The organism is Nonomuraea sp. 10N515B, from assembly GCF_052245915.1.
Classification (GTDB): Bacteria; Actinomycetota; Actinomycetes; order Streptosporangiales; family Streptosporangiaceae; genus Nonomuraea.
In genome coordinates this window covers 103,909-122,713 of the sequence record NZ_JBQQBQ010000011.1, presented here as the reverse complement: position 1 = coordinate 122,713, position 18,805 = coordinate 103,909, and the positions used below count along the sequence as shown (strand labels likewise).

The 18,805-nt window shown below is 71.1% G+C and carries 19 protein-coding genes; 9 read left to right on the top strand and 10 right to left on the bottom strand.

Features of this window, described 5'->3' with window-relative positions:
- Positions 1–35: 35 nt before the first annotated feature.
- The 5 genes from ACTWQA_RS18655 to ACTWQA_RS18635 form a co-directional block, all read right to left on the bottom strand.
- The gene (locus ACTWQA_RS18655) at positions 36–773 is read right to left on the bottom strand and encodes a Type 1 glutamine amidotransferase-like domain-containing protein (protein ID WP_443160456.1); all 738 of its coding nucleotides are present in this window, start codon (positions 771–773) and stop codon (positions 36–38) included.
- A gap of 38 nt (positions 774–811) precedes the next feature.
- On the bottom strand, positions 812–1,705 hold the full coding sequence (locus ACTWQA_RS18650) for a TIGR01777 family oxidoreductase (RefSeq protein ID WP_443160455.1): 894 nt from the start codon (positions 1,703–1,705) through the stop codon (positions 812–814).
- Between the two features lie 100 nt (positions 1,706–1,805).
- Positions 1,806–3,272, bottom strand: coding sequence for a 2-oxoglutarate dehydrogenase, E2 component, dihydrolipoamide succinyltransferase (sucB, locus tag ACTWQA_RS18645; protein ID WP_443160454.1), 1,467 nt, complete (start codon positions 3,270–3,272; stop codon positions 1,806–1,808).
- A gap of 39 nt (positions 3,273–3,311) precedes the next feature.
- Positions 3,312–4,676, bottom strand: a complete 1,365-nt coding sequence (lpdA, locus tag ACTWQA_RS18640; protein WP_443160453.1) for a dihydrolipoyl dehydrogenase — start codon at positions 4,674–4,676, stop codon at positions 3,312–3,314.
- 51 nt (positions 4,677–4,727) lie between these two features.
- Positions 4,728–6,197, bottom strand: a complete 1,470-nt coding sequence (locus ACTWQA_RS18635) for a leucyl aminopeptidase (RefSeq protein ID WP_443160452.1) — start codon at positions 6,195–6,197, stop codon at positions 4,728–4,730.
- 105 nt (positions 6,198–6,302) lie between these two features.
- Between ACTWQA_RS18635 and ACTWQA_RS18630 the strand changes: the two genes are divergently transcribed.
- The 3 genes from ACTWQA_RS18630 to ACTWQA_RS18620 all read left to right on the top strand — a co-directional run bounded on the left by ACTWQA_RS18630 (position 6,303) and on the right by ACTWQA_RS18620 (position 9,230).
- On the top strand, positions 6,303–6,653 hold the full coding sequence (locus ACTWQA_RS18630) for a GntR family transcriptional regulator (protein ID WP_443160451.1): 351 nt from the start codon (positions 6,303–6,305) through the stop codon (positions 6,651–6,653).
- Positions 6,654–6,751: 98 nt separating this feature from the next.
- Entirely contained in the window at positions 6,752–8,302 is a 1,551-nt protein-coding gene (gene iscB / locus ACTWQA_RS18625) for an RNA-guided endonuclease IscB (protein WP_443160450.1), read from the top strand.
- A 28-nt stretch (positions 8,303–8,330) separates the two neighbouring features.
- The gene (locus ACTWQA_RS18620; protein WP_443160449.1) at positions 8,331–9,230 is read left to right on the top strand and encodes a CPBP family intramembrane glutamic endopeptidase; all 900 of its coding nucleotides are present in this window, start codon (positions 8,331–8,333) and stop codon (positions 9,228–9,230) included.
- 47 nt (positions 9,231–9,277) lie between these two features.
- Here the strand turns inward: ACTWQA_RS18620 and ACTWQA_RS18615 are convergent, their stop codons facing one another.
- Positions 9,278–10,225 carry an adenosylcobinamide-GDP ribazoletransferase gene (locus ACTWQA_RS18615; protein ID WP_443160448.1) on the bottom strand — a complete coding sequence of 316 codons (948 nt, stop codon included), beginning with the start codon at positions 10,223–10,225 and terminating at the stop codon, positions 9,278–9,280.
- 33 nt (positions 10,226–10,258) lie between these two features.
- Between ACTWQA_RS18615 and ACTWQA_RS18610 the strand changes: the two genes are divergently transcribed.
- Entirely contained in the window at positions 10,259–11,059 is an 801-nt protein-coding gene (locus ACTWQA_RS18610) for an ABC transporter ATP-binding protein (protein ID WP_443160447.1), read from the top strand.
- Between the two features lie 38 nt (positions 11,060–11,097).
- Here the strand turns inward: ACTWQA_RS18610 and ACTWQA_RS18605 are convergent, their stop codons facing one another.
- Both ACTWQA_RS18605 and ACTWQA_RS18600 read right to left on the bottom strand, forming a co-directional pair.
- A complete protein-coding gene (locus ACTWQA_RS18605) occupies positions 11,098–12,153 on the bottom strand; it encodes a bifunctional adenosylcobinamide kinase/adenosylcobinamide-phosphate guanylyltransferase (protein WP_443160446.1) in 1,056 nt (351 codons plus the stop codon).
- A 105-nt stretch (positions 12,154–12,258) separates the two neighbouring features.
- Entirely contained in the window at positions 12,259–12,957 is a 699-nt protein-coding gene (locus ACTWQA_RS18600) for an SCO2322 family protein (RefSeq protein ID WP_443160445.1), read from the bottom strand.
- Between the two features lie 82 nt (positions 12,958–13,039).
- Here ACTWQA_RS18600 and ACTWQA_RS18595 point away from each other — a divergent pair, with 82 nt between their 5' ends.
- On the top strand, positions 13,040–13,246 hold the full coding sequence (locus ACTWQA_RS18595; protein ID WP_305919833.1) for a hypothetical protein: 207 nt from the start codon (positions 13,040–13,042) through the stop codon (positions 13,244–13,246).
- A 65-nt stretch (positions 13,247–13,311) separates the two neighbouring features.
- Here ACTWQA_RS18595 and ACTWQA_RS18590 read toward each other — a convergent pair whose 3' ends face one another.
- Entirely contained in the window at positions 13,312–14,310 is a 999-nt protein-coding gene (locus ACTWQA_RS18590; protein ID WP_443160444.1) for an aldo/keto reductase family protein, read from the bottom strand.
- Positions 14,311–14,367: 57 nt separating this feature from the next.
- On the opposite strand from ACTWQA_RS18590, the gene ACTWQA_RS18585 reads away from it, so the two are divergent.
- Positions 14,368–15,381 carry an SMI1/KNR4 family protein gene (locus ACTWQA_RS18585; RefSeq protein ID WP_443160443.1) on the top strand — a complete coding sequence of 338 codons (1,014 nt, stop codon included), beginning with the start codon at positions 14,368–14,370 and terminating at the stop codon, positions 15,379–15,381.
- A 15-nt stretch (positions 15,382–15,396) separates the two neighbouring features.
- Here ACTWQA_RS18585 and ACTWQA_RS18580 read toward each other — a convergent pair whose 3' ends face one another.
- The gene (locus tag ACTWQA_RS18580; RefSeq protein WP_443160442.1) at positions 15,397–15,981 is read right to left on the bottom strand and encodes a DUF3043 domain-containing protein; all 585 of its coding nucleotides are present in this window, start codon (positions 15,979–15,981) and stop codon (positions 15,397–15,399) included.
- 152 nt (positions 15,982–16,133) lie between these two features.
- Here ACTWQA_RS18580 and ACTWQA_RS18575 point away from each other — a divergent pair, with 152 nt between their 5' ends.
- From ACTWQA_RS18575 to ACTWQA_RS18565, 3 genes are all read left to right on the top strand, one after another.
- Positions 16,134–16,958, top strand: coding sequence for a PspA/IM30 family protein (locus tag ACTWQA_RS18575; protein WP_443160441.1), 825 nt, complete (start codon positions 16,134–16,136; stop codon positions 16,956–16,958).
- Positions 16,955–17,233, top strand: a complete 279-nt coding sequence (gene pspAA / locus ACTWQA_RS18570) for a PspA-associated protein PspAA (RefSeq protein ID WP_443160440.1) — start codon at positions 16,955–16,957, stop codon at positions 17,231–17,233. The genes ACTWQA_RS18575 and pspAA overlap by 4 nt, the downstream gene beginning before the upstream one ends.
- A 217-nt stretch (positions 17,234–17,450) precedes the next feature.
- Positions 17,451–18,800, top strand: a complete 1,350-nt coding sequence (locus tag ACTWQA_RS18565) for an alpha/beta fold hydrolase (RefSeq protein WP_443160439.1) — start codon at positions 17,451–17,453, stop codon at positions 18,798–18,800.
- Positions 18,801–18,805 lie beyond the last annotated feature (5 nt).

Sequence of the window (18,805 nt, the reverse complement as noted above, 5' to 3'; positions counted from 1 at the left end):
CCTATTGTGCCGTTCCCTCACCCTTGAAGGGTAATTCAGGGTGTGAGCAGACGAGGCTCGATCCTCAACTCCTTGATGCCGCCCGCCCCATCGTGCTCCAGCCGGTAGGCGGAGCCGCCGGGCTCAATGGACACCGCCTGGATGAACTCCGTGCCCACGTAGTGGAGGCCGACGCCCTCGTCGGCGGCGAAGCCGGCGGGCAGCTCGCCGCTGGCCACCGACGCGTGCAGCAGCGGGCGCCGCTGCGGGTCGGAGTCGTAGTGGACGCCGCACGAGTAGGGCAGCAGCGCGAGCCCGTCGGACCAGGGCCGCAGCTCGGGGCCGAAGGAGTCGGTGTTGCCGCCCACGTGCCAGCACAGGGCGCCGGCGCTCTGCCCCGTGAGCACCACCCCGGACCGCCAGGCCTCCTCGAACGCCTCGTCGAGCCCGTGCAGCCGCCACAACGCCATGAGGTTGGCCACGCTGCCGCCGCTCACGTAGATCATGTCCTGCTCCAGGATCCACGCCTTGGGGTCGGCCACGTTGGGCATCGGGAACACCGTCAAGTGGCTCAGCTCGACGTCCCAGCCCGCGAACGCGCCGTACATCTTCAGCAGCCAGTCCGACGCGTCGCCCGTGGCGGTGGCGAGCAGGCCGAGCTTGGGCCGGTCCTGGCCGGTCAGGTCGAGCCCGTAGCGCAGCAGGCCGCTCGCCTCGATGAAGCTGTAACGCGCACTCGGGCGAAACGAGCCACCCCCGATCGCGAGGATGTGCGACTGTCCTGACCGGATCATGTCATGATCTCCTACCTGAAAAGAAGGATGAACGGCCCCTAGAGTACGGCGCTCAGCGCCTCACCGAGACTGGTATGGGCGAAGCCGTAGCCGCTGTCCAGCAGGGTGCGCGGCAGGACACGGTGGCTGGGCAGCAGCCCCTCACGCGCGAACTCACCGAGCCCGATGGACAGCGCGAACGCCGGGACGGGCATCGGCATCATGCTCCTGCCCAGGGCTTTTGCGATGGCACGGGTGAACTCGGCATTGGTGACGGGGGAGGGCGAGGTGAAGTTGACCGGCCCGGCCACATCCCGATTTTTCAGGACATGTCGTGCGGCTCCCACCCAGTCGTTCAAGGAGATCCACGACCAGTACTGCTTTCCCGATCCCAGCGGCGCTCCCAGCCCCATCTTGAAGATCGGCAACACCCGGCCCAGCACCCCGCCCCGCCGGCTCAGCGCCAGCCCGGAACGCATCTGCACGGTCCTGATGCCCGCCTCGCCGGCCCGCCGTGCCTCGGCCTCCCACTGCACGCACAGGTCCGCCAGGAACCCCGTGCCCCGGTCCTCGCTCTCGTCGATCTCCCGGTCGCCGGTGTCGCCGTAGAAGTCCACTCCGGAGGCCGACAGGAGCACCTCGGGCGGCCTGGACAGCGCGCGCAGGGCGTCCACGAGCACCCGGGTGCTCCGCACCCGGCTGTCGACCAGCTCCCGCTTGTACGCCGCCGTCCACCGCTTGTCCCCGATCGAGGCCCCGGCCAGGTGCACGACGGCCTCGGCGCCGTCCAGAGCGGCCAGGTCGACCTCCTGCTCGGCGGGCTGCCAGTAGGCCTCGTCCGGGCTCCTCGGCTCCCGGCGCACCAGCCTGACGACCTCTTGCCCCTCGGCCCGCAGCGCTGCCACCAGCGACGTGCCGAGCAACCCCGACGCTCCCGTCACGATGATCGCCATACGCTCACCCTACGCGGCTCACCCGCGGATGCGCCCCGCGAACCGGGCGGCACAGCGAAAGGGCCGGGCGGAACCCCGCCCGGCCCTTTCCCTGAACCCCTTACGCGAGGCCGAGCTGGGCCTCGAAGCGGCCCTCCTCCAGACGGCGCTTGATCGTCGTCAGGAAGCGCGCCGCGTCCGCCCCGTCCACCAGGCGGTGGTCGTAGGTCAGCGCCAGGTAGACCATCGACCGCACCGCGATGACCTCGCCCTCAGGCGTGTCGACCACCACGGGCCGCTTCACGACGGCGCCGGTGCCGAGCATGCCGACCTGCGGCTGGTTGAGGATCGGCGTGTCGAACAGCGCGCCCCGGCTGCCGGTGTTGGTCAGCGTGAACGTGCCGCCGGTGAGCTCGTCGGGCGTCACCTGGTTGTTGCGGGTGCGCTCGGCGACGTCGGTGATCTTGCGGGCGAGACCGGCCAGGTTGAGGTCGCCGGCGTTCTTGACGACCGCCGCCAGCAGGCCGCGCTCGGTGTCCACCGCGACGCCGAGGTTCTCCACGTCGAAGTAGGTCACCTCGTTGGTCTCGTTGTTGATCGTGGCGTTGAGCTTCGGGTGCTGCTTGAGCGCCTCGACCGCCGCCATCGCGAAGAACGGGGTGAAGGTCAGCTTCACGCCCTCGCGGCGGAAGAAGTCGTCCTTCGCCTTCGCCCGCAGCCGCGCGATCTTGGTGACGTCCACTTCGACGACCGAGGTGAGCTGCGCGGCGGTCTGCAGCGACTCGACCATGCGCTTGGCGATGGTCTGACGCAGCCGCGACATCTTCTCCGTGCGGCCCCGCAGCGTGGTGTCGACCGCCACCGGCTCGGGCGCCGCGGCGACCGCGGCGACCGGGGCGGCCTGCGCGGCCGGAGCCGGGGCGGCGGCCGGAGCGGGCTGGGCGGCGGCGGGCGCCGGCGCAGCCTGGGCTGCGGCGGCCTTCTCACGCTGGGCCTTGGCCGCCTCGAGCACGTCCTGCTTGCGGATGCGACCACCCACGCCGGTGCCGTTGATCGCGTCGAGGTCGACGCCGTGCTCGTTGGCGAGCTTGCGCACCAGCGGCGTGACATAGGGGCTCTCACCCGAGGGCAGCGGGGTCGGCTCGGCGGCCGGCTGCGCCGGGGGAGCGGCCTGCGGGGCCGGAGCAGGGGCGGGTGCCGGGGCGGGCGGAGGCGTCGGCTGAGCGGGGGCCGGCTGCGGGATCGAGGAGACCGGCGCCGGGGCAGGCTCGGGCTCGGGCTCGGGCTCGGGCTCGGGCTGCGGCGGAGCGGGCGCCTGAGCGGGGGCCGGGGCGGCGGCGCCCGGCTGGGCGTTCTCGTCGATGACGGCGAGCTCGGCCCCGACCTCGACCGTCTCGTCCTCGGCCACGACGATCTTGGTGAGCACGCCCGCGGACGGCGACGGGATTTCGGTGTCGACCTTGTCGGTCGACACTTCGAGGAGCGGCTCGTCGGCCTCGACGCGCTCGCCCTCCTTCTTCAGCCAACGGGTGACGGTGCCCTCGGTCACGCTCTCGCCGAGCTGGGGCATCTGTACGGAGACCGGCATCGTTATTCTTCTCTCGCGTTCTGATCTCGAGGGCTAGGACTAGTTGTGGACGTGCAACGGCTTGCCGGCCAGGGCCAGCATCGCCTCACCCATGGCCTCGGACTGGGTCGGGTGTGCGTGGATGAGCTGGGCGACCTCTGCGGGCAGCGCCTCCCAGTTGTAGATCAGCTGGCCTTCCGTGACGAGCTCGCCGATGCGCCGGCCCACCATGTGGACACCGACGACGGGGCCGTCCTTCTGGGCGATGACCTTCACCGCGCCCGAGGTGCCGAGGATCTGGCTCTTGGGGTTTCCGGCGAGGTCGTAGACCTGCTCGACGATCTCGATGCCGCGCTCGGCCGCCTGCTTCGAGGTGATCCCCACCGAGGCGACCTCGGGGTCGGAGTAGGTGATGCGGGGCACGCCCGCGTAGTCGATGGGCGGCGGGTTGAGCCCGGCGATGTGCTCGGCCACCATGATCCCCTCGGCAAAGCCGGCGTGGGCCAGCTGCAGGGTGGGGATGAGGTCGCCGATGGCGTAGATCCCCGGCACGGAGGTGCGGCAGTGCTCGTCGACCACGACGGCGCCACGCTCGATGGCGATGCCCTGCTCCTCGAAGCCCATGCCCGAGGAGACCGCGCCGCGGCCGACGGCGACCAGCAGCAGCTCGGCGTCGAGGGTCTTGCCGCTGGCCAGCGTGACGACGACACCCGTCTCGGTGGTCTTGGCGCTGTCGAAGAAGACGCCCAGCTCGTATTTGATGCCGCGGCGGCGGAAGGCCCGCTCCAGCAGCTTGGAGCTCGACTCCTCCTCGGTCGGCAGCAGGTGCGGCAGCGCCTCCACGATCGTGACCTCGGCGCCGAAGGAGCGGTAGACGCTGGCGAGCTCGACGCCGATCACGCCGCCGCCCAGCACGATCACCGAGGTGGGCACGCGGTCCATCTTCAGCGTGTGCTCGCTGGTGATGACGCGCTCGCCGTCGATCTCCAGGCCGGGCAGCGACTTGGGCGCTGAGCCGGTGGCCAGCACGATGCTGCGGCCCTCGTAGACGTCCCGGCCCACCTGGATCCTGTTGGCGCCGGCCAGCCGGCCCTCGCCCTCGACGATCGTCACGCCCGCGCCCTTGAGCAGGCCCTGCACGCCCTTCCAGGCCCGCGTGACGATCTTGTCCTTGAACGCGTGCACGCCCTGCACGTCGATGCCGTCGAAGCGGGCCTTGACGCCGAAGGCCTCGCTCTCACGGGTCTCGTCGGCGACCTCGGCCGAGTGCAGCAGAGCCTTCGTGGGGATGCATCCCCTGTGGAGGCAAGTGCCGCCGATCTTGTCCTTTTCGATGAGGACGACCGACTTGCCCAGCTCAGCCGCCCGAAGCGCGCAAGCGTAACCGCCGCTGCCGCCCCCTAGGACGACGATGTCATAGGCCACAGGAAGGCTCCTTGTCGGGGTGTTCGTGATGCCGCCATCTTTTCATTTGTTTCAGATGCTCGCGTGCCGCTCTGCCAGTCCGATGAGGGTACGGGTGACGGCTCCGGTCCCGCCCTTCGGGGTGTAGCCATATGGCTCGGCCTTGTTGAAGGCGGGCCCGGCCATGTCGATGTGGGCCCAGCGCACCCCTTCGGGCACGAACTCCTTCAGGAAGATGCCCGCCGCCAGCATGCCGCCCCACCGCTCGGGATGCAGGTTGGCGATGTCGGCGATCGGTGAGTCGAGACCCTTGCGCAGTTCCTCCGGCAGCGGCATGCCCCACGCGCCCTCGCCGGCCGCGCCCGCGGCCTGGAGGACCAGCTCCCTGATCGCGTCGTCGTTGGCCATGACGCCGGAGATGCGCCAGCCGAGCGAGACGATCTGCGCGCCGGTGAGCGTGGCCACGTCGACGAGCACGTCGGGGTTGTCCTCGGCGGCCCTGGCGATGCCGTCCATGAGCACCAGGCGGCCCTCGGCGTCGGTGTCGAGCACCTCGACGGTCTTGCCGCTGTAGCTGTGGATGACGTCGGAGGGGCGCTGCGCGGTGCCGCTCGGCAGGTTTTCCGCCAGGCACAGATAGCCGATGGCGTTGACCGGCAGGCCCAGCCTGGCGATGCCGATCAGGGCGCCGAGCACCGCGCCCGCGCCGCCCATGTCCGACTTCATCCAGTCCATCGCGTTGGACGGCTTGAGCGACAGGCCGCCCGAGTCGAACGTGATGCCCTTGCCCACGAAGGCGAGGGTCTTGCCGGCGTCCGGGTGGCTGTAGGAGAGGCGGACCAGGCGCGGCGGGTTGGCCGAGCCCTGGCCGACGCCGATGAGTCCGCCGTAGCCGCCGTCCTTGAGCTGCTTGTCGTCGAGCACCTCGACGCTCAGCCCCACCTTGCCGCCCGCCTGCTCGGCGATCTCGGCGAACTTGGCCGGCCACAGGTCCGAAGGCGGCGTGTTGACCAGGTCGCGGACCAGCGCGACGGACTCGGCCAGGACGCCCGCGCGCTCGGCGACGGACTCTGGCTGCCCGGAGACCACGGTCAGCTCGGCCACCGGCGCCTTCTGCTCGCCGTTGGTGCGGTAGCGGGCGAAGGAGTAGGCGCCGAGCAGGCCGCCGAGCGCGACCGCCTCGGCCTCCTCGGGGGAGCCCGCGGGAAGGGCGAGCGCGGCGCGCGAGGTGCCGGCGAGCGACCGCACGGCTGCGCCGGCGGCCCGGCGCAGCCCTTCGGCGTCGTAGGAGTCGCCGAGGCCGACCGCGACCAGCAGCGGGGCGGCGATGGCGCCGAACGTGGGCAGCTTGGCCAGCTCCCCGGCCTTCCCGGAGAAGGCCACCGCGGCGAGCGACGCGGCCAGCTTTCCGCCGAAGGCCGCGTCCAGGGACTCGGCGCCCGTGGCAGGGCTGGGACCTTCCTCGCTCGACGTGAAGCCGACGATCAAAGCGTCGGTGTCCAGGGAGACGGGATCTGCTGAGTTCAGCCGCACAGTGGTCACGTAAACCGATGCTATCCAGGGTTTCTGCGTACTCACAAACAGGGGTTCATCCCACGAATTCTTTGCTAGCTTTTCCTGGAACATAATGATAATTTCATTAGCACCATGTTGCAGATGCTTGATCTTAACGATGCGCGACGGCCCCTGCATGAGCAGGCCGCCGGCGCCATCCGACGCGCGATCGGCGAGGGCGTTTATGCGCCTGGAAACCGCTTGCCCCCCGCCCGTGACCTGGCCCAGGCTCTCGGCATCAACCCCAACACCGTGCTGCGGGCGCTGCGCGACCTGCGGGAGGAGGGGCTGCTGGAGTTCAGGCGCGGGCGCGGTGTCAGCGTCGCCGGCCGGGCCGACGGGCGCGCCCTGCTCGTGCAGCAGGCGCGCGAGCTGCTCGAGAAAGCCAGGAAGCATGGCTACGACCGCGACGATCTCGTCGCCATCTTGAAGGAGCTGCCGTAACCCGATCCCCCGCATAAACGTGGGGGCCTTCAGCCGGGATGGCTGGAGGCCCATGGGTTACCAGCACCAGCCAACAGCACACGAGGAGGTGACCGACGTTGGCTACGTTCCGCGTACGACAGAAGCCCGACCGCGCTGTGCTTCACCAGCAGCGCGCTCTCGAATTCGAGTCAGCAGACAACCCCGGGATCAGGGACGAAACGGGACTCGAAGGCCGTACGGCATCGGGCGCGGGACATGTGCGAGGTGAGATCCCCGGCAGTTCACCTGCCGCCGGGGGCGTCACCCCGGACCACCTGGTTCGGGAGAAGGGACGTGAGTCCCCGCCGTACGTGTTCGTGCTGGACAAGCACGGGCATCCGCTGCAGCCCTGCGCTCCGGCCAGGGCGCGCAAGCTGCTCGCGAAAGGACGTGCTGCTGTGCACCGGCACACTCCTTTCGTCATCCGTCTCAAGGACCGCACCATCGACACCTCAGAAGTCGATGGGGTGGAACTGGGCGTCGATCCTGGCTCCCAGCACACCGGGATCTCGGCATTCACCACCCAGGCCGGCGAACGGCGAGCCCGGTTCGCGATCCAGCTCGATCATCGCGGCGCGACCATCCGTAAGAAGATGGAGCAGCGGGCCGCGTACCGGCGGGGCCGCCGGACCCGGAACCTGCGATACCGCAAGCCGCGCTTCGCCAACCGCACCCGACCGTCAGGATGGCTGCCGCCGTCCCTCCATCACCGGGTGGCTACCACCCTCTCGTGGATCGACCGGCTGACCCGCTGGGCTCCCGTGCGGGCGGTGCACGTGGAGCGGGTCGCCTTCGACACCCATGCGTTCGCGGCCGGCAAGCCCCTGGAAGGGGCGGAGTATCAGCAGGGCACCCTCGCGGGGTACGAGGCCCGGGAGTACCTGCTGGCCAAGTGGGGGCGGGCCTGCGCTTACTGCGGCGCGAGTGGGGTGCCACTGAACATCGACCACGTCCACCCCCGCAGCCGCGGCGGCTCGGACCGCCTCTCCAACCTCACCCTGGCCTGTGTGTCCTGCAATCAGGCCAAGGGTACCCAGCCGGTCGAAGACTTCCTCGCCCACAAGCCGAAGCTGCTGGCGAAGATCCTCGCTCAGGTCAAGGCCCCACTCCGGGACGCAGCCGCCGTCCAGTCCACCCGCTGGGCCCTATGGCGGGAACTCGACGCCCGCCTCCCCACGCACGTGGCCTCCGGAGGCCGCACGAAATGGAACCGCACCCGCAATCATCTGCCCAAGACCCACACCCTCGACGCCTTGGCCGTCGGAAAGCTCGACACCATCACCGAGACCGTGTCCACAGTGCTGGTCGCCGGATGCACCGGCCGCGGCACCCACACCCGCACCCGCACCCGCACCGACAGGCACGGCTTCCCCCGCCTCCGCATGCCCCGGCACAAGCAGTTCTTCGGCTACGCCACCGGCGATCTCGTGACCGCCGTCGTTCCCACTGGGAAGAAGCAGGGGATCCATACCGGACGCGTCGCCGTCCGCGCTACCGGCAACTTCAACATCACCACCGCCCACGGGATCGTCCAAGGCATCCACCATCGGCACTTCCGCCTCCTCCAACGAGCAGACGGATACGCCTACACAGCGCAGAAGGAGGGAGGGGCTCCTCTCCGGGCTTAAGCCCGGGCTTTCAGCCCCAGACAATTTGATGAAAAGACCCCTGCTCATCTTCATCGTCCTGGCCTTCGGGTTGTCCTGGGCGGCGGTGCTGCCCATCTGGTTCGGCGGTGGGCTCGGCTCGCCGCTGATGGCCGGGCTGGCCACGCTGATGATGTTCACGCCCACCGTGGGAGTGCTCGGGGTGTGGGCGCTCTCGCGCACGCCGTTCAAGGAGTGGGCCAGGCAGACCGGGCTGACGCTCGGCGAGCGCAAGGGCCGCACGGGCGCGCTCGTGCTCGCCGCGTGGTTCGGCGTCCCCCTGCTGGTCTTTCTCGCGATGGGGCTCAGCGCTGCGGTCGGGCTGGTGTCGCTGGACCTCGGCGGACTCAGCTTGCTCAGGTCGGCGCTGGAGGGCCGGGGCGCCCCGGTGCCCCCCGACCTCGGCTCGGTGGCCGCCATCCAGGTCGTGCTGGCGGTGCTCGCCGGTCCCCTGCTCAACGCGATCCCGGCGCTGGGGGAGGAGTGGGGCTGGCGCGGCTGGCTGCTGCCCCGGCTCGTGTCCGGGAACGGCGTCTTCGCCGGGCTGCTGCTCTCCGGCGCCATCTGGGGGGTCTGGCACGCGCCGCTCACGCTGCTCGGCTACAACTATCCCCGGCTCGGGTCGTGGGCGGCGCTGTACTTCATCGGCTTCTGCGTGCTCGCCGGGGTGGTGTTCGGATGGTTGCGGCTGCGCACGGGCAGCGTGTGGCCTGCCGTCGTGGCGCACGGCTCGCTGAACGCGGTGGCCCCGGCCGCCATCCTGCTCGGCGACGCCGCCGCCCCGCCGAACGAGGTGCTGGTCGGGGTGACCGGCCTGGTGGGGTGGGTCCTCATCGCGGTGATCGGCGCGGCTCTGCTGCGCTTCTTCCCGGTACGCCCGCCGCAACCGGCTGCCGAGCCCGCCGCCTAGCCGGGCCCGACTCCGCCGCTCAGCCGAGCCCGCTCAGCCGAGCGCGGTCAGCCGAGCAGCGCGCAGGCCACCAGCGTGGCGGCGGTGGCGGTCTCCACCAGCGCGCCGAGGACGTCGCCGGTGATGCCGCCGAGGCGCCGCCTGGCGCGCCGGAGCAGCAGCAGGGCGGCCGCCAGGCCGGTCAGGAGGCCGAGCGGTAGCGCGAGGAAAGCGGGCAGCCGCAGCCCTGTGGCCCCGGGCCCGCCCTCCAGCGAGTACCCAGGGGCTACGAGCTCGGGGCTCCACTCCTCGAGGATGATCCCGTCGCTCGGCGCATAGCTGCCGTACCTCAGCCCAGGCGTGAGGTACTGGGGGTCCGAGCTGGTGAACCACGCGGTCGCTTCCCGGGCCAAGGACGCCGGCCCGCCGTCCCAGACGTGGGAGTCGATGGACAGGCCGAAGGCGGCGGAGGCGAGCAGAGCGGCCAGGGTGACGAGCCACGGCGCGGAAGGGCGTACGGTGCCGGCGACCGTCGCCCCCAACCCTTCCGGCCGGGCGGCGGGGACGCTCGGCCGGCAGGCCCACGTCAGGGCCAGCCGCCCCGCCACGCAGGCGGCCACCAGGGCCGCGAACCCGGCCTCCGCCAGTGCCGCCACCTGGACGAGCAGCGTGAAGACCAGAGCCATCACGCCGAACGGCCCGATGTCCGACTTTTTCATAATGTCGAGCGCCTGATCGGCGGGCTTGCCGCTGCCCAGCCCGTCCGCCAGGTCGGCCAGCCCGTCCAGGTGCAGGCCCCGGGTCAGCAGGGCCAGCAGCCCGACCGCCAGCGCCGCGCTCAGCAGCGCGGGCACGGGCAGACCGAGGGGCAATCCGGCGACCGCGCCGAGCGCCAGACCGACGACGGGTGCCAGCGTCATCGCCTGCCCCGCGACCTGCCGGTCCACGTGCTCGACCCGCACGGGGAAGACGCTGAGCGTCCCGATCGCGAACCGCAGCCCGTGCATCAGTGGCATATCCGACGATCGTAGGGCCACTAGGGTGGCGGGATGCACGTGGTTGAACTCGAAGGCGTAGGCGTCCGAGTCGTCGGCAAGTCGCTGCTGGACGCGGTCGACTGGCAGGTGGACTACGGAGACCACTGGGTGGTCCTCGGCCCCAACGGCGCGGGCAAGACGACGTTGTTGTCGCTGGCCGGCGCCGTACGGCACCCCAGCGAGGGCACGGTCAAGGTGCTCGGCCACCGGCTCGGGCGGGTCGACGTGCGGGAGTTGCGCCGCCACATCGGCCTGGTCGCCTCCAGCCAGCGGCTCATCGACGAGGAGCTCATGGAGGAGGAAGGGGCGACCGCGCACACCGTGGTGCTCACCGGGCACACGGGGACGAGCGTTCCGCTGTGGGACAAATACGGCGATGCCGAGCGGGACCGGGCCTACCGCCTCCTGGCCGACCTGGGCTGCAAGGACCTGGCGGAGCGGCCGTTCCGCGTGTGCTCGCAGGGTGAGCGGGCCAGGATCAGGATCGCCAGGGCGCTCATGGCGGACCCTGCGCTGGTGCTGCTCGACGAGCCGTTCGCGGGGCTCGATCTGCCGGCGCGGGAAGACCTCATCACCGCCGTCGAGGACCTGGCCGCGACCAGGCCGGTGCTCACGACCGTGACGGTGACGCACCACGTGGAGGAGGTGCCCGCGACGACCACGCACGCCATGCTCATGCGCGAGGCCGGCGTGCTGGCCGCCGGGCCGATCGCGGACGTGCTGACCCCGGCCAACCTCTCCGACTGCTTCGGCCGCCCCCTGCACGTGGATCGGCTCGACGGCCGCTGGTACGCCCGCGCCGTCCGCCCGTAACGGCGCACCCCGGTCGCGCGTGCGGTCCGTTCCGCGGGTCACAGCTCCAGGAGCCGTCCCGCCACGACCAGTGCCACGTACTCGGACTCCGCGGCGAGGCGCTCGTTGAGCCGGCCGAGCGCGTCCCTGAACAGCCGTCCGCTGGCCGTCGCGGGCACCACTCCCATCCCCACCTCGTCGGACACCGCCACGATCGGCTCCGGAGCCTGCCGCCAGGCCGCCACCAGCTCGTCGCACCGTGCGTGGACCGGCGCACGGTCGCCCTCCCAGGCCCCATGCTCGTCGAACACCGCTGCCAGCCAGGTCCCGAGCCCGTCGATCAACAGCGGCGTGGTGGCGTTCGCGATCGTGGCGGCCAGGTCGATGGTCTCGACCGTGTCCCAGTGCGCGGGCCGTCGGGACCGGTGTGCCCGCACCCGCGCGGCCCATTCGCCGTCGCCCGCCCCGTCCGGCCCGGTGGCGACATAGGTCACGTACGGCTCGGCCGCCAGCCGCAGTTCGGCCTCCGCCGACTTTCCTGACCGCGTCCCACCCAGCAACAACGCCCGCCGCACCTGCGGGCTGCGAGCCGCCCGCCGCCGCTCAACGGGCGCCCGGTGTGCGATCGGCAGGGTCTCCAGCGCGGTGCCGTCCGGGACGGCCACTGCGCCCCACAGCCGAAGCCGCCTGGCCAGCTCGTCCTCCGACCGCACTCGGTGATCCAGCCCGATCGCCACCACCTGGGTCGCCTCGTCCACCAGTCCCGCCCGTCGCAGCGCGCCGAGCCGCTCCGGCCGGTCCAGCAGGTCGATCAGCACCACGTCGTACCGGGATGGTTCGTCGTCGTACCGGGGGGCCACGCCGGGGTCGGGCGACGGTTCCAGGCTTGGCGGCAGGCACAGCAGCGCCGTCCCGTCCGGGCCGACCAGCCCGCGGCCGCCGCCGCAGACGCGGTAGCCGCGCGGCGCCTCGGCGAACGGAAAACGGACGGCGCCGTCCACGACCAGCTCGAACGGATGGCGATGTCCGGGCGGCAGCCCTGCACAGGAGACGCACCGGCAGCCGGGCTCGGGCCGGCCCGCGCCGCCCGCCGTACCGGAGAGAAGGACCTTCACCGCGCCGAGCGTACAGAGGGGCGCCGGACCGCGGGCACTCGCCGGCGGTCCGGCCGCGCGGGCGGCTGGCGGGCCGGGTCGTCGGCGGTCCGGCCGCGTGGGCGCCTAGCGGGCCGCCGGGGTGGAGGGTTTGGCGCGGCGGCGGGTGGCCACGACGGCGCCGCCGGCGATCAGCGCGAGCGCGCCCGCGCCGCCTGCGATCAGTGCGACCGGCACCCCACCGCCCCCGCCGCCGGCGGCGGGCGCGGCGGCAGTCAGCTGGGTGCCGCCTTTCTCCTTGGCCGGGTAGTCGTTGACGGCCACGACGTCACCCTGGCCGTTCACCCGCACCTTGGCCGCGGTGGCGAGCAACTGGGCCGTGGTGGCGTCCTCGGTCCCGGCCACGCATGTGAGCACCCCTTGGGCGGGCGGCTGGTCGCCGGGGTAGGCGTCGGTGTCGCCGTCGCCGAAGTCCACCGCCACCGCTACCCGCTTGTGCCCGGACGCCGCGGCGTCCTTGCCGCACACGGTCTCGAACGCGGGCAGGTCCCCGCCGGGGGACTCGCTCGCCGCCCCGTCCGGCGCCGCGGAGAAGCGCCAGCCGATGACGGAGCCGTCCGCCGGCGTGTCCCCGGCCGCGGTCGCGAGCCAGGCCGTGCCGTCGCTCTGCCAGACGCTCCACAGCCGCGTGGCATGGGGATCCGCCACACCGGGCAGGGGGGCGTTGGGATTGATCGAGGGAGAGGCGAGGGCGGAGGAGGGGAGGGAGAGGAAGGCGGCCGCCCCGAGGGCGACCCCCGCCGCAACACGGTATGCGCGCAGCATCGATTGACCTCCAAGCTCGGGAGTAGGGTTCCAGTGCCGTCGGAAGGTGCGCCGGCGAACCCGCGGAAAAGGAGCGTATGGCATGACATGGCGGTGGCGTTATGAAAATGCAAATGGTGGTGAGGTAACAGATCGCCCTTTGCCGCGAGAGGTTTTTCCGAGCCAGGCGGACGCCGAGTCCTGGATCGGCGAGAACTGGCGTGACCTGGTCGAATTGGGTGTCGAGCAGGTGGCGCTGCTTGATGAGGACCGTGTCGAATACACGGGTTTGTCATTGCGCCAGGAGTGAATTTCAGATAAATGAAAAACCCCTTGAGCCCTGTTGTGGCTCAAGGGGTTTTTGCTGTGATGAGGTTATGGTCGGGTGCGGGGGCTCACGGTCTTGGCCGGGTCGCGCTCGACGACCGGGCCGAGCACGTCGTCGATCCGCCGCAGCACGTCCTCCTCCAGCGTGACGCCCGATGCCTTCACGTTGTCACGCACCTGCTCGGGACGGCTGGCGCCGACGATGGCGCTGGAGACGTTGGGGTTCTGCAGCACCCAGGCGATCGCCAGCTGCGCCATGCTCAGCCCCAGGTCGGCGGCGATCGGCTTGAGGTCCTGTACGCGGGCCAGCACGTCGTCGTTCATGAACCGGGCGATCATGGCGCTGCCGCTGGCGTCGGTGGCCCGCGAGCCATCGGGCGGCTGCTGGCCGGGCACGTACTTGCCGGTGAGCACGCCCTGGGCGATCGGGGACCAGACGATCTGGCCGATGCCCTCCTTCTCGCTCAGCGGCACGACCTCGGCCTCGATGATCCGCCACAACATCGAGTACTGAGGCTGGCTGGAGACGATCCGGTCGAAACCCATCTCGTCGGCGATCTTCAACGCCTGGGCGATCTGGTCGGCCGTCCACTCGCTGACGCCGATGTAGAGGACCTTGCCCTGGCGTACGAGGTCGTCGAACGTCTTGAGCGTCTCCTCCAGCGGCGTCTCGTAGTCGAAGCGGTGCGCCTGGTACAGGTCGACGTAGTCGGTCTGCAGCCGGCGCAGCGAGCCGTTGATCGACTCGGTGATGTGCTTGCGCGACAGGCCGCGGTCGTTCTGGCCGGGGCCCGTCGGCCAGTAGACCTTGGTGAAGATCTCCAGCGACTCCCTGCGCACACCCTTCAGCGCCCGGCCGAGGACCTCCTCGGCCTTCGTCCCGGCGTAGACGTCCGCTGTGTCGAACGTGGTGATGCCCTCGTCGAGCGCCGCCTGAACGCACTGTTTGGCGGCGTCCTCCTCGACCTGAGAGCCATGGGTGAGCCAGTTACCGTAGCTGATTTCGCTGACCTTGAGACCACTGCGACCGAGGTGTCGGAATTCCATGGGTTCGACCTTAGTCCTGGCATATGGGGTGATCTGTTTCGGGATAGGGTGCGCGACGTGCTGAAGCTCGTACGGCTGGCGCTGACGGCGGCGATCCTCACCGCGATAGCGATACGGCTGCGCCGCCGCTCCCGCGTGCCCGGGGAGCGGCCTGAGTCCCCGGCGGTCAGGCCGGACCGGAGCCGGCGCATGGGACCGGTGTGGGCCGCCATCGCGGCGATCGTGGCGGTGACGCTGGCGGCCGCGCTGATCCCCACGGAGGCCGAGCACTCGGCCGCGGCGGCATGGCGCGCGTATCAGGTCGAGCAGGCGGCCCTCACGGCAGAGCATGCGCTTCCCGCCGAGCCGGAACGGCCGGCCACACCGTCTCCCGCCGGTCCGGCGACGGCCGCTCCCACCGGCCCGCCCGTCACGCACACGCCGCCGGCGGCCGAGATCCCCGACCCCAACTGCACGCCCGCCCCGCGCGCGGTCACCGTGCGGCCGATCGATCCGGAGATCAGGCGGGCCGTGGACCGGCAATGGCGGCGGATCGAGCGGTGGCTCAAGGTGAACGCGCCTCGCACGTACCAGGCGCTCGGCCGGCCCGGCAGGGCGCACACGATCGCCGTGGCCGAGTCGCAGATGGGCGTGGACTTCCCGGACGACCTGCGGGCCTCGCTCCTGCGCCACAACGGCTCGCGAGGAGCGTCGGTATTCGGCTTCTGGTCCCACGGCGCCTACGCCCTCAGCATCCGGGAGATCAGGGACACCTGGCGCGACATGTGCTCGTGGCAGCGCACGGACATCGGGAGCGATCCCGCCACCGAATACTGGAACGGCCGGATGATCCCGTTCCTCTACTTCCCGGAGCGCGATCCGGAGGAGCTGGAGGCGGAGTATGCCGTGGTCGACTCCGCCGGCGGTGCCGTCGGATGGGACGACACGGTCTCGGGCATGGAGCCTCGCCTGCGGTCCACCCATGCGCTGCTGCGGGCCGTCGCCGACGCCCTGGAGCAAGGCAAGGAGGTCGACGGCTGGCGGCCCGCGGTCAGGCGAGGCGTGCTGCGCTGGGACTACGTCAGGGAATAGCCGTCCCGTGGACGGCTATTTCTTCGGCGGGACCGGCTTGCCGCCGGGCAGCACCATGGGCGGCGGGAAGCGCAGCCTGCGGATCTGCAGCGCCCGCATCGCGGCGTAGAAGCCCACGCCCTTGAGCGGCTCGTCCGGCAGCTTCTCCGCCACCAGTCGCTTCACCCTCCACGCCACGTAGATCGAGGTGAAGAGCACGCCCAGCATCATGACCGGCCAGCCGATCGCGATGACCAGGTTGAGCACCATCGCCCGGATCTCGATGGGCCACGGAACCCATGTGGCCAGCAGGATCACTAGCGAGAACGGCAGGAAATACTGGCTCGGCAGCCGCCGCGAGTCGACCCAGTCACGCGCGAACTTGCGCGCTTGACCCTTGTCGCGAGCGGGAAAATACCGCTCGTCACCGGCGAGCATGCCCTTGCGGGCCTTGTCGCGCTCGGCGGCCTGCTTGGCCCGCATCGCTCGATAGGCCTCTTTGCGGTCTTTCGGCGCATTGACCGGCTGGCGCCGTTTGCCTTCGGCTTCCCGGCGCTTGGGTGTGGGACGACCTTTACCCTGGGGCTTAGGATCGTCAACGGGGACGGGGGTGTCGTCCACAGAGGTTTGGGATCGGCGTCGCAACACGACGTCAACCCTACCTGGACTGCAACTTAGTGACGCCCCCGTGCGTTATGCGTAGGGTAATCCCAAGGCGGCTGCGCTGCATTGGGTGACCACCAGCACGACCTAGAAGGGGACGGCCGACGCGCATGAGCGTGATGAAGAGACTTTCGATGATCTTCAAGTCCAAGGCCAACAAGGCTTTGGACAAGATGGAGGATCCGCGCGAGACCCTGGACTACTCCTATCAGCGGCAACTCGAGCTGCTGCAGAAGGTGCGCCGGGGAGTGGCGGACGTCGCCACGTCGCGCAAGCGGGTGGAGCTGCAGATCAACGGTCTTGAGCAGTCCTCCAGGCGTCTGGAGGAGCAGGGCCGCAAGGCGTTGTCCGTCGGGCGTGAGGACCTGGCCCGCGAGGCGCTGCAGCGGCGGTCCAGTCTGCAGACGCAGATGGCCGACCTCAAGGTCCAGCACGACAATCTGCAGGCCGAGGAGGAGAAGCTGACCACGGCTTCCCAGCGGCTGCAGGCCAAGGTCGACTCCTTCCGCACGAAGAAGGAGACGATCAAGGCTACCTACACCGCCGCCGAGGCGCAGACGCGCATCAACGAGGCGTTCTCCGGCATCTCGGAGGAGATGGGCGACGTCGGCCTGGCGATCCAGCGGGCCGAGGACAAGACCGCGCAGATGCAGGCCCGCGCGGGCGCCATCGACGAGCTGCTGGCCAGCGGCGCGCTCGACGACTTCACCGGCACCAAGGGCGACGACATCCAGGCCGAGCTCGACCGCATGGGCGGCGGCATGGACGTGGAGCTGGAGCTCGCCAGAATGAAGGCCGAGCTCGGGCAGGGCCCGGCGCCGAAGTCCGCCATCGAGCAGGGGCAGCCGCAGCAGCAGCCCCAGCCCCAGTCGCAGCCTCAGCAGCAGGGCCAGGGTCAGACCCAGCAGCTGCGCCAGCCTGGGGAGGGCGCATGATCGTCAGGATCATGGGCGAGGGCCAGGTGGAGATCTCCGCCGACGACATCGCCGTGCTCAATGAGCTGGACAGCGAGCTCGAGTCGGCCATCGAGGTCGGCAACGAGGAGGCTTTCCGCGTCAAGCTGCACGCGCTGCTCGACAAGGTGCGTCACGTGGGCAAGGCGCTGCCCGACGACAGTCTCGAGCCGTCAGAGCTGATCCTTCCGCCGGCGGACGCCTCGATCGATGAGGTGCGGGAGATGCTCGGCGATCAGGGCCTCATCCCCGGCTGAGCCTCCGCCGGACGCGATGCGCGTCCGGCCGGCGACGGCGTGTTCGCCGGCGTCCTGACCGCCCGGATGGCCCCGGGCGTGCGGGCGCCGACCGCGCTGGTGCTCGCATGTCCGAAGCCGTGGGTGGCGATCGCGGATTCCGACGTCCCCGACGCGTTCGCCACCGGCTTTTCCGCGGTTCCCGTGCGGCGATCACCCAAAGTGGTCTAATGATCACGTGGAGCGAAGGTTGTACGTGCTCGCGGCCTCCGCGTTCATCGTGGCGGCCGTGCTGGGCAGTGCCTGGATCACCGGCCAGTTCACCACACCGGGAGTCGACAAGACCCACGGCTACGTCACCGAACTGGCCGCCCGCGACCAGCCCTGGGCGCGCCTGTTCCGGGTCAGCGACGCGCTGTCCGGTCTGGTCTGCCTCCTCGGTGTGGCGCTCGTGCCCCGGGTGGAGCGCGAGTGGCAGGGCTGGCTGGCGCTGTCCGCGTACGCGCTCCTCACCATCGTCGCCGCGGTCTTCCCCCTGGACTGCGCCTCGCTGAGCGATCCCGCCTGCGGGCGGCAGGGCCTGTCCCTCACCCATCACGTGCACCTCCTGGCCGGGGCGCTGGCGGTCGGCGCCGTGGTGGCCGCAATGGTGCTGCTGGCCGCGCGGTGGCGTACCCGGATCGCCTGGTTGCTCACCTGGGCGACGCTGGCCGCGACGGCGCTCACCGCGGCCGCGCTCGCCGCCGGGCGTGGCGCGGGGCTCGCGCACCGCGCGCAACTCACGCTCATCGCCGTCTGGCTGGTGTACGTGGCGCTGCGCCTGCTCGTCGCCGACCTGTGGCACTCCGGGCACGGCAGGCCGCACGTCGTCGAGGAGGGCGACGGACCGGCGGTGCTCATCACGGCGGGACCGGCGGGCGCCTGGTTCCACTGGGAGGCGGTCGCCGGCGAACTGGCCGGCAGCCGCCGCGTCATCCGCTTCGACCGGCCAGGGCTCGGCCTCAGCCCGCGCTCGCCGGCCCCGCCCACCCTCTACGCCGAGGTCGCCCGCCTGGCCGCCCTGGCCCCCGCCCACCCGGAGCAGGTCACCGTCGTGGCCCACGGGGTCGCCTGCTGGCACGCGGAGGCCTTCGCCCGGCTGCACCCGCTGCGCGTGGCCAAGCTCGTCCTGGTGGAGCCCGTCTGCCCGGACGGCCGCAGGCCGCAGGCCGTCGCCAGGGCGGTGGGCAGGTGGCTGCCCGCCCTGGGCGGCACGTGGGCCGCCACCGCGCTGGCCCGCCTGGCGGGGCCGGCCGCGCATCGGAGACTGGCCGGTCTGCCCGACCCGCTCGGCGTCTACCGCATGGGCAAGGTGCCCGCGGCCGTGGCGGGGGAGTGGCTGGCCCGCCGCGACATGGCCGCCGACCTGCGCCGTGTCAGGGAGGACAAGCCGTTCCCCGAAGTGCCGGTGACCGTGTTGTGCGCGGGGGAGCGGGCCGGCTGCGCGGAGCGGCTGGCCGGCGACCTCGGCGGCAAGCTCGTCCGCCTGCCGCGGGCCGGGCGCCGGATCCACCTCGAGGACCCGGGAGCGGTCGTGGACGCGGTCTGAGCCGT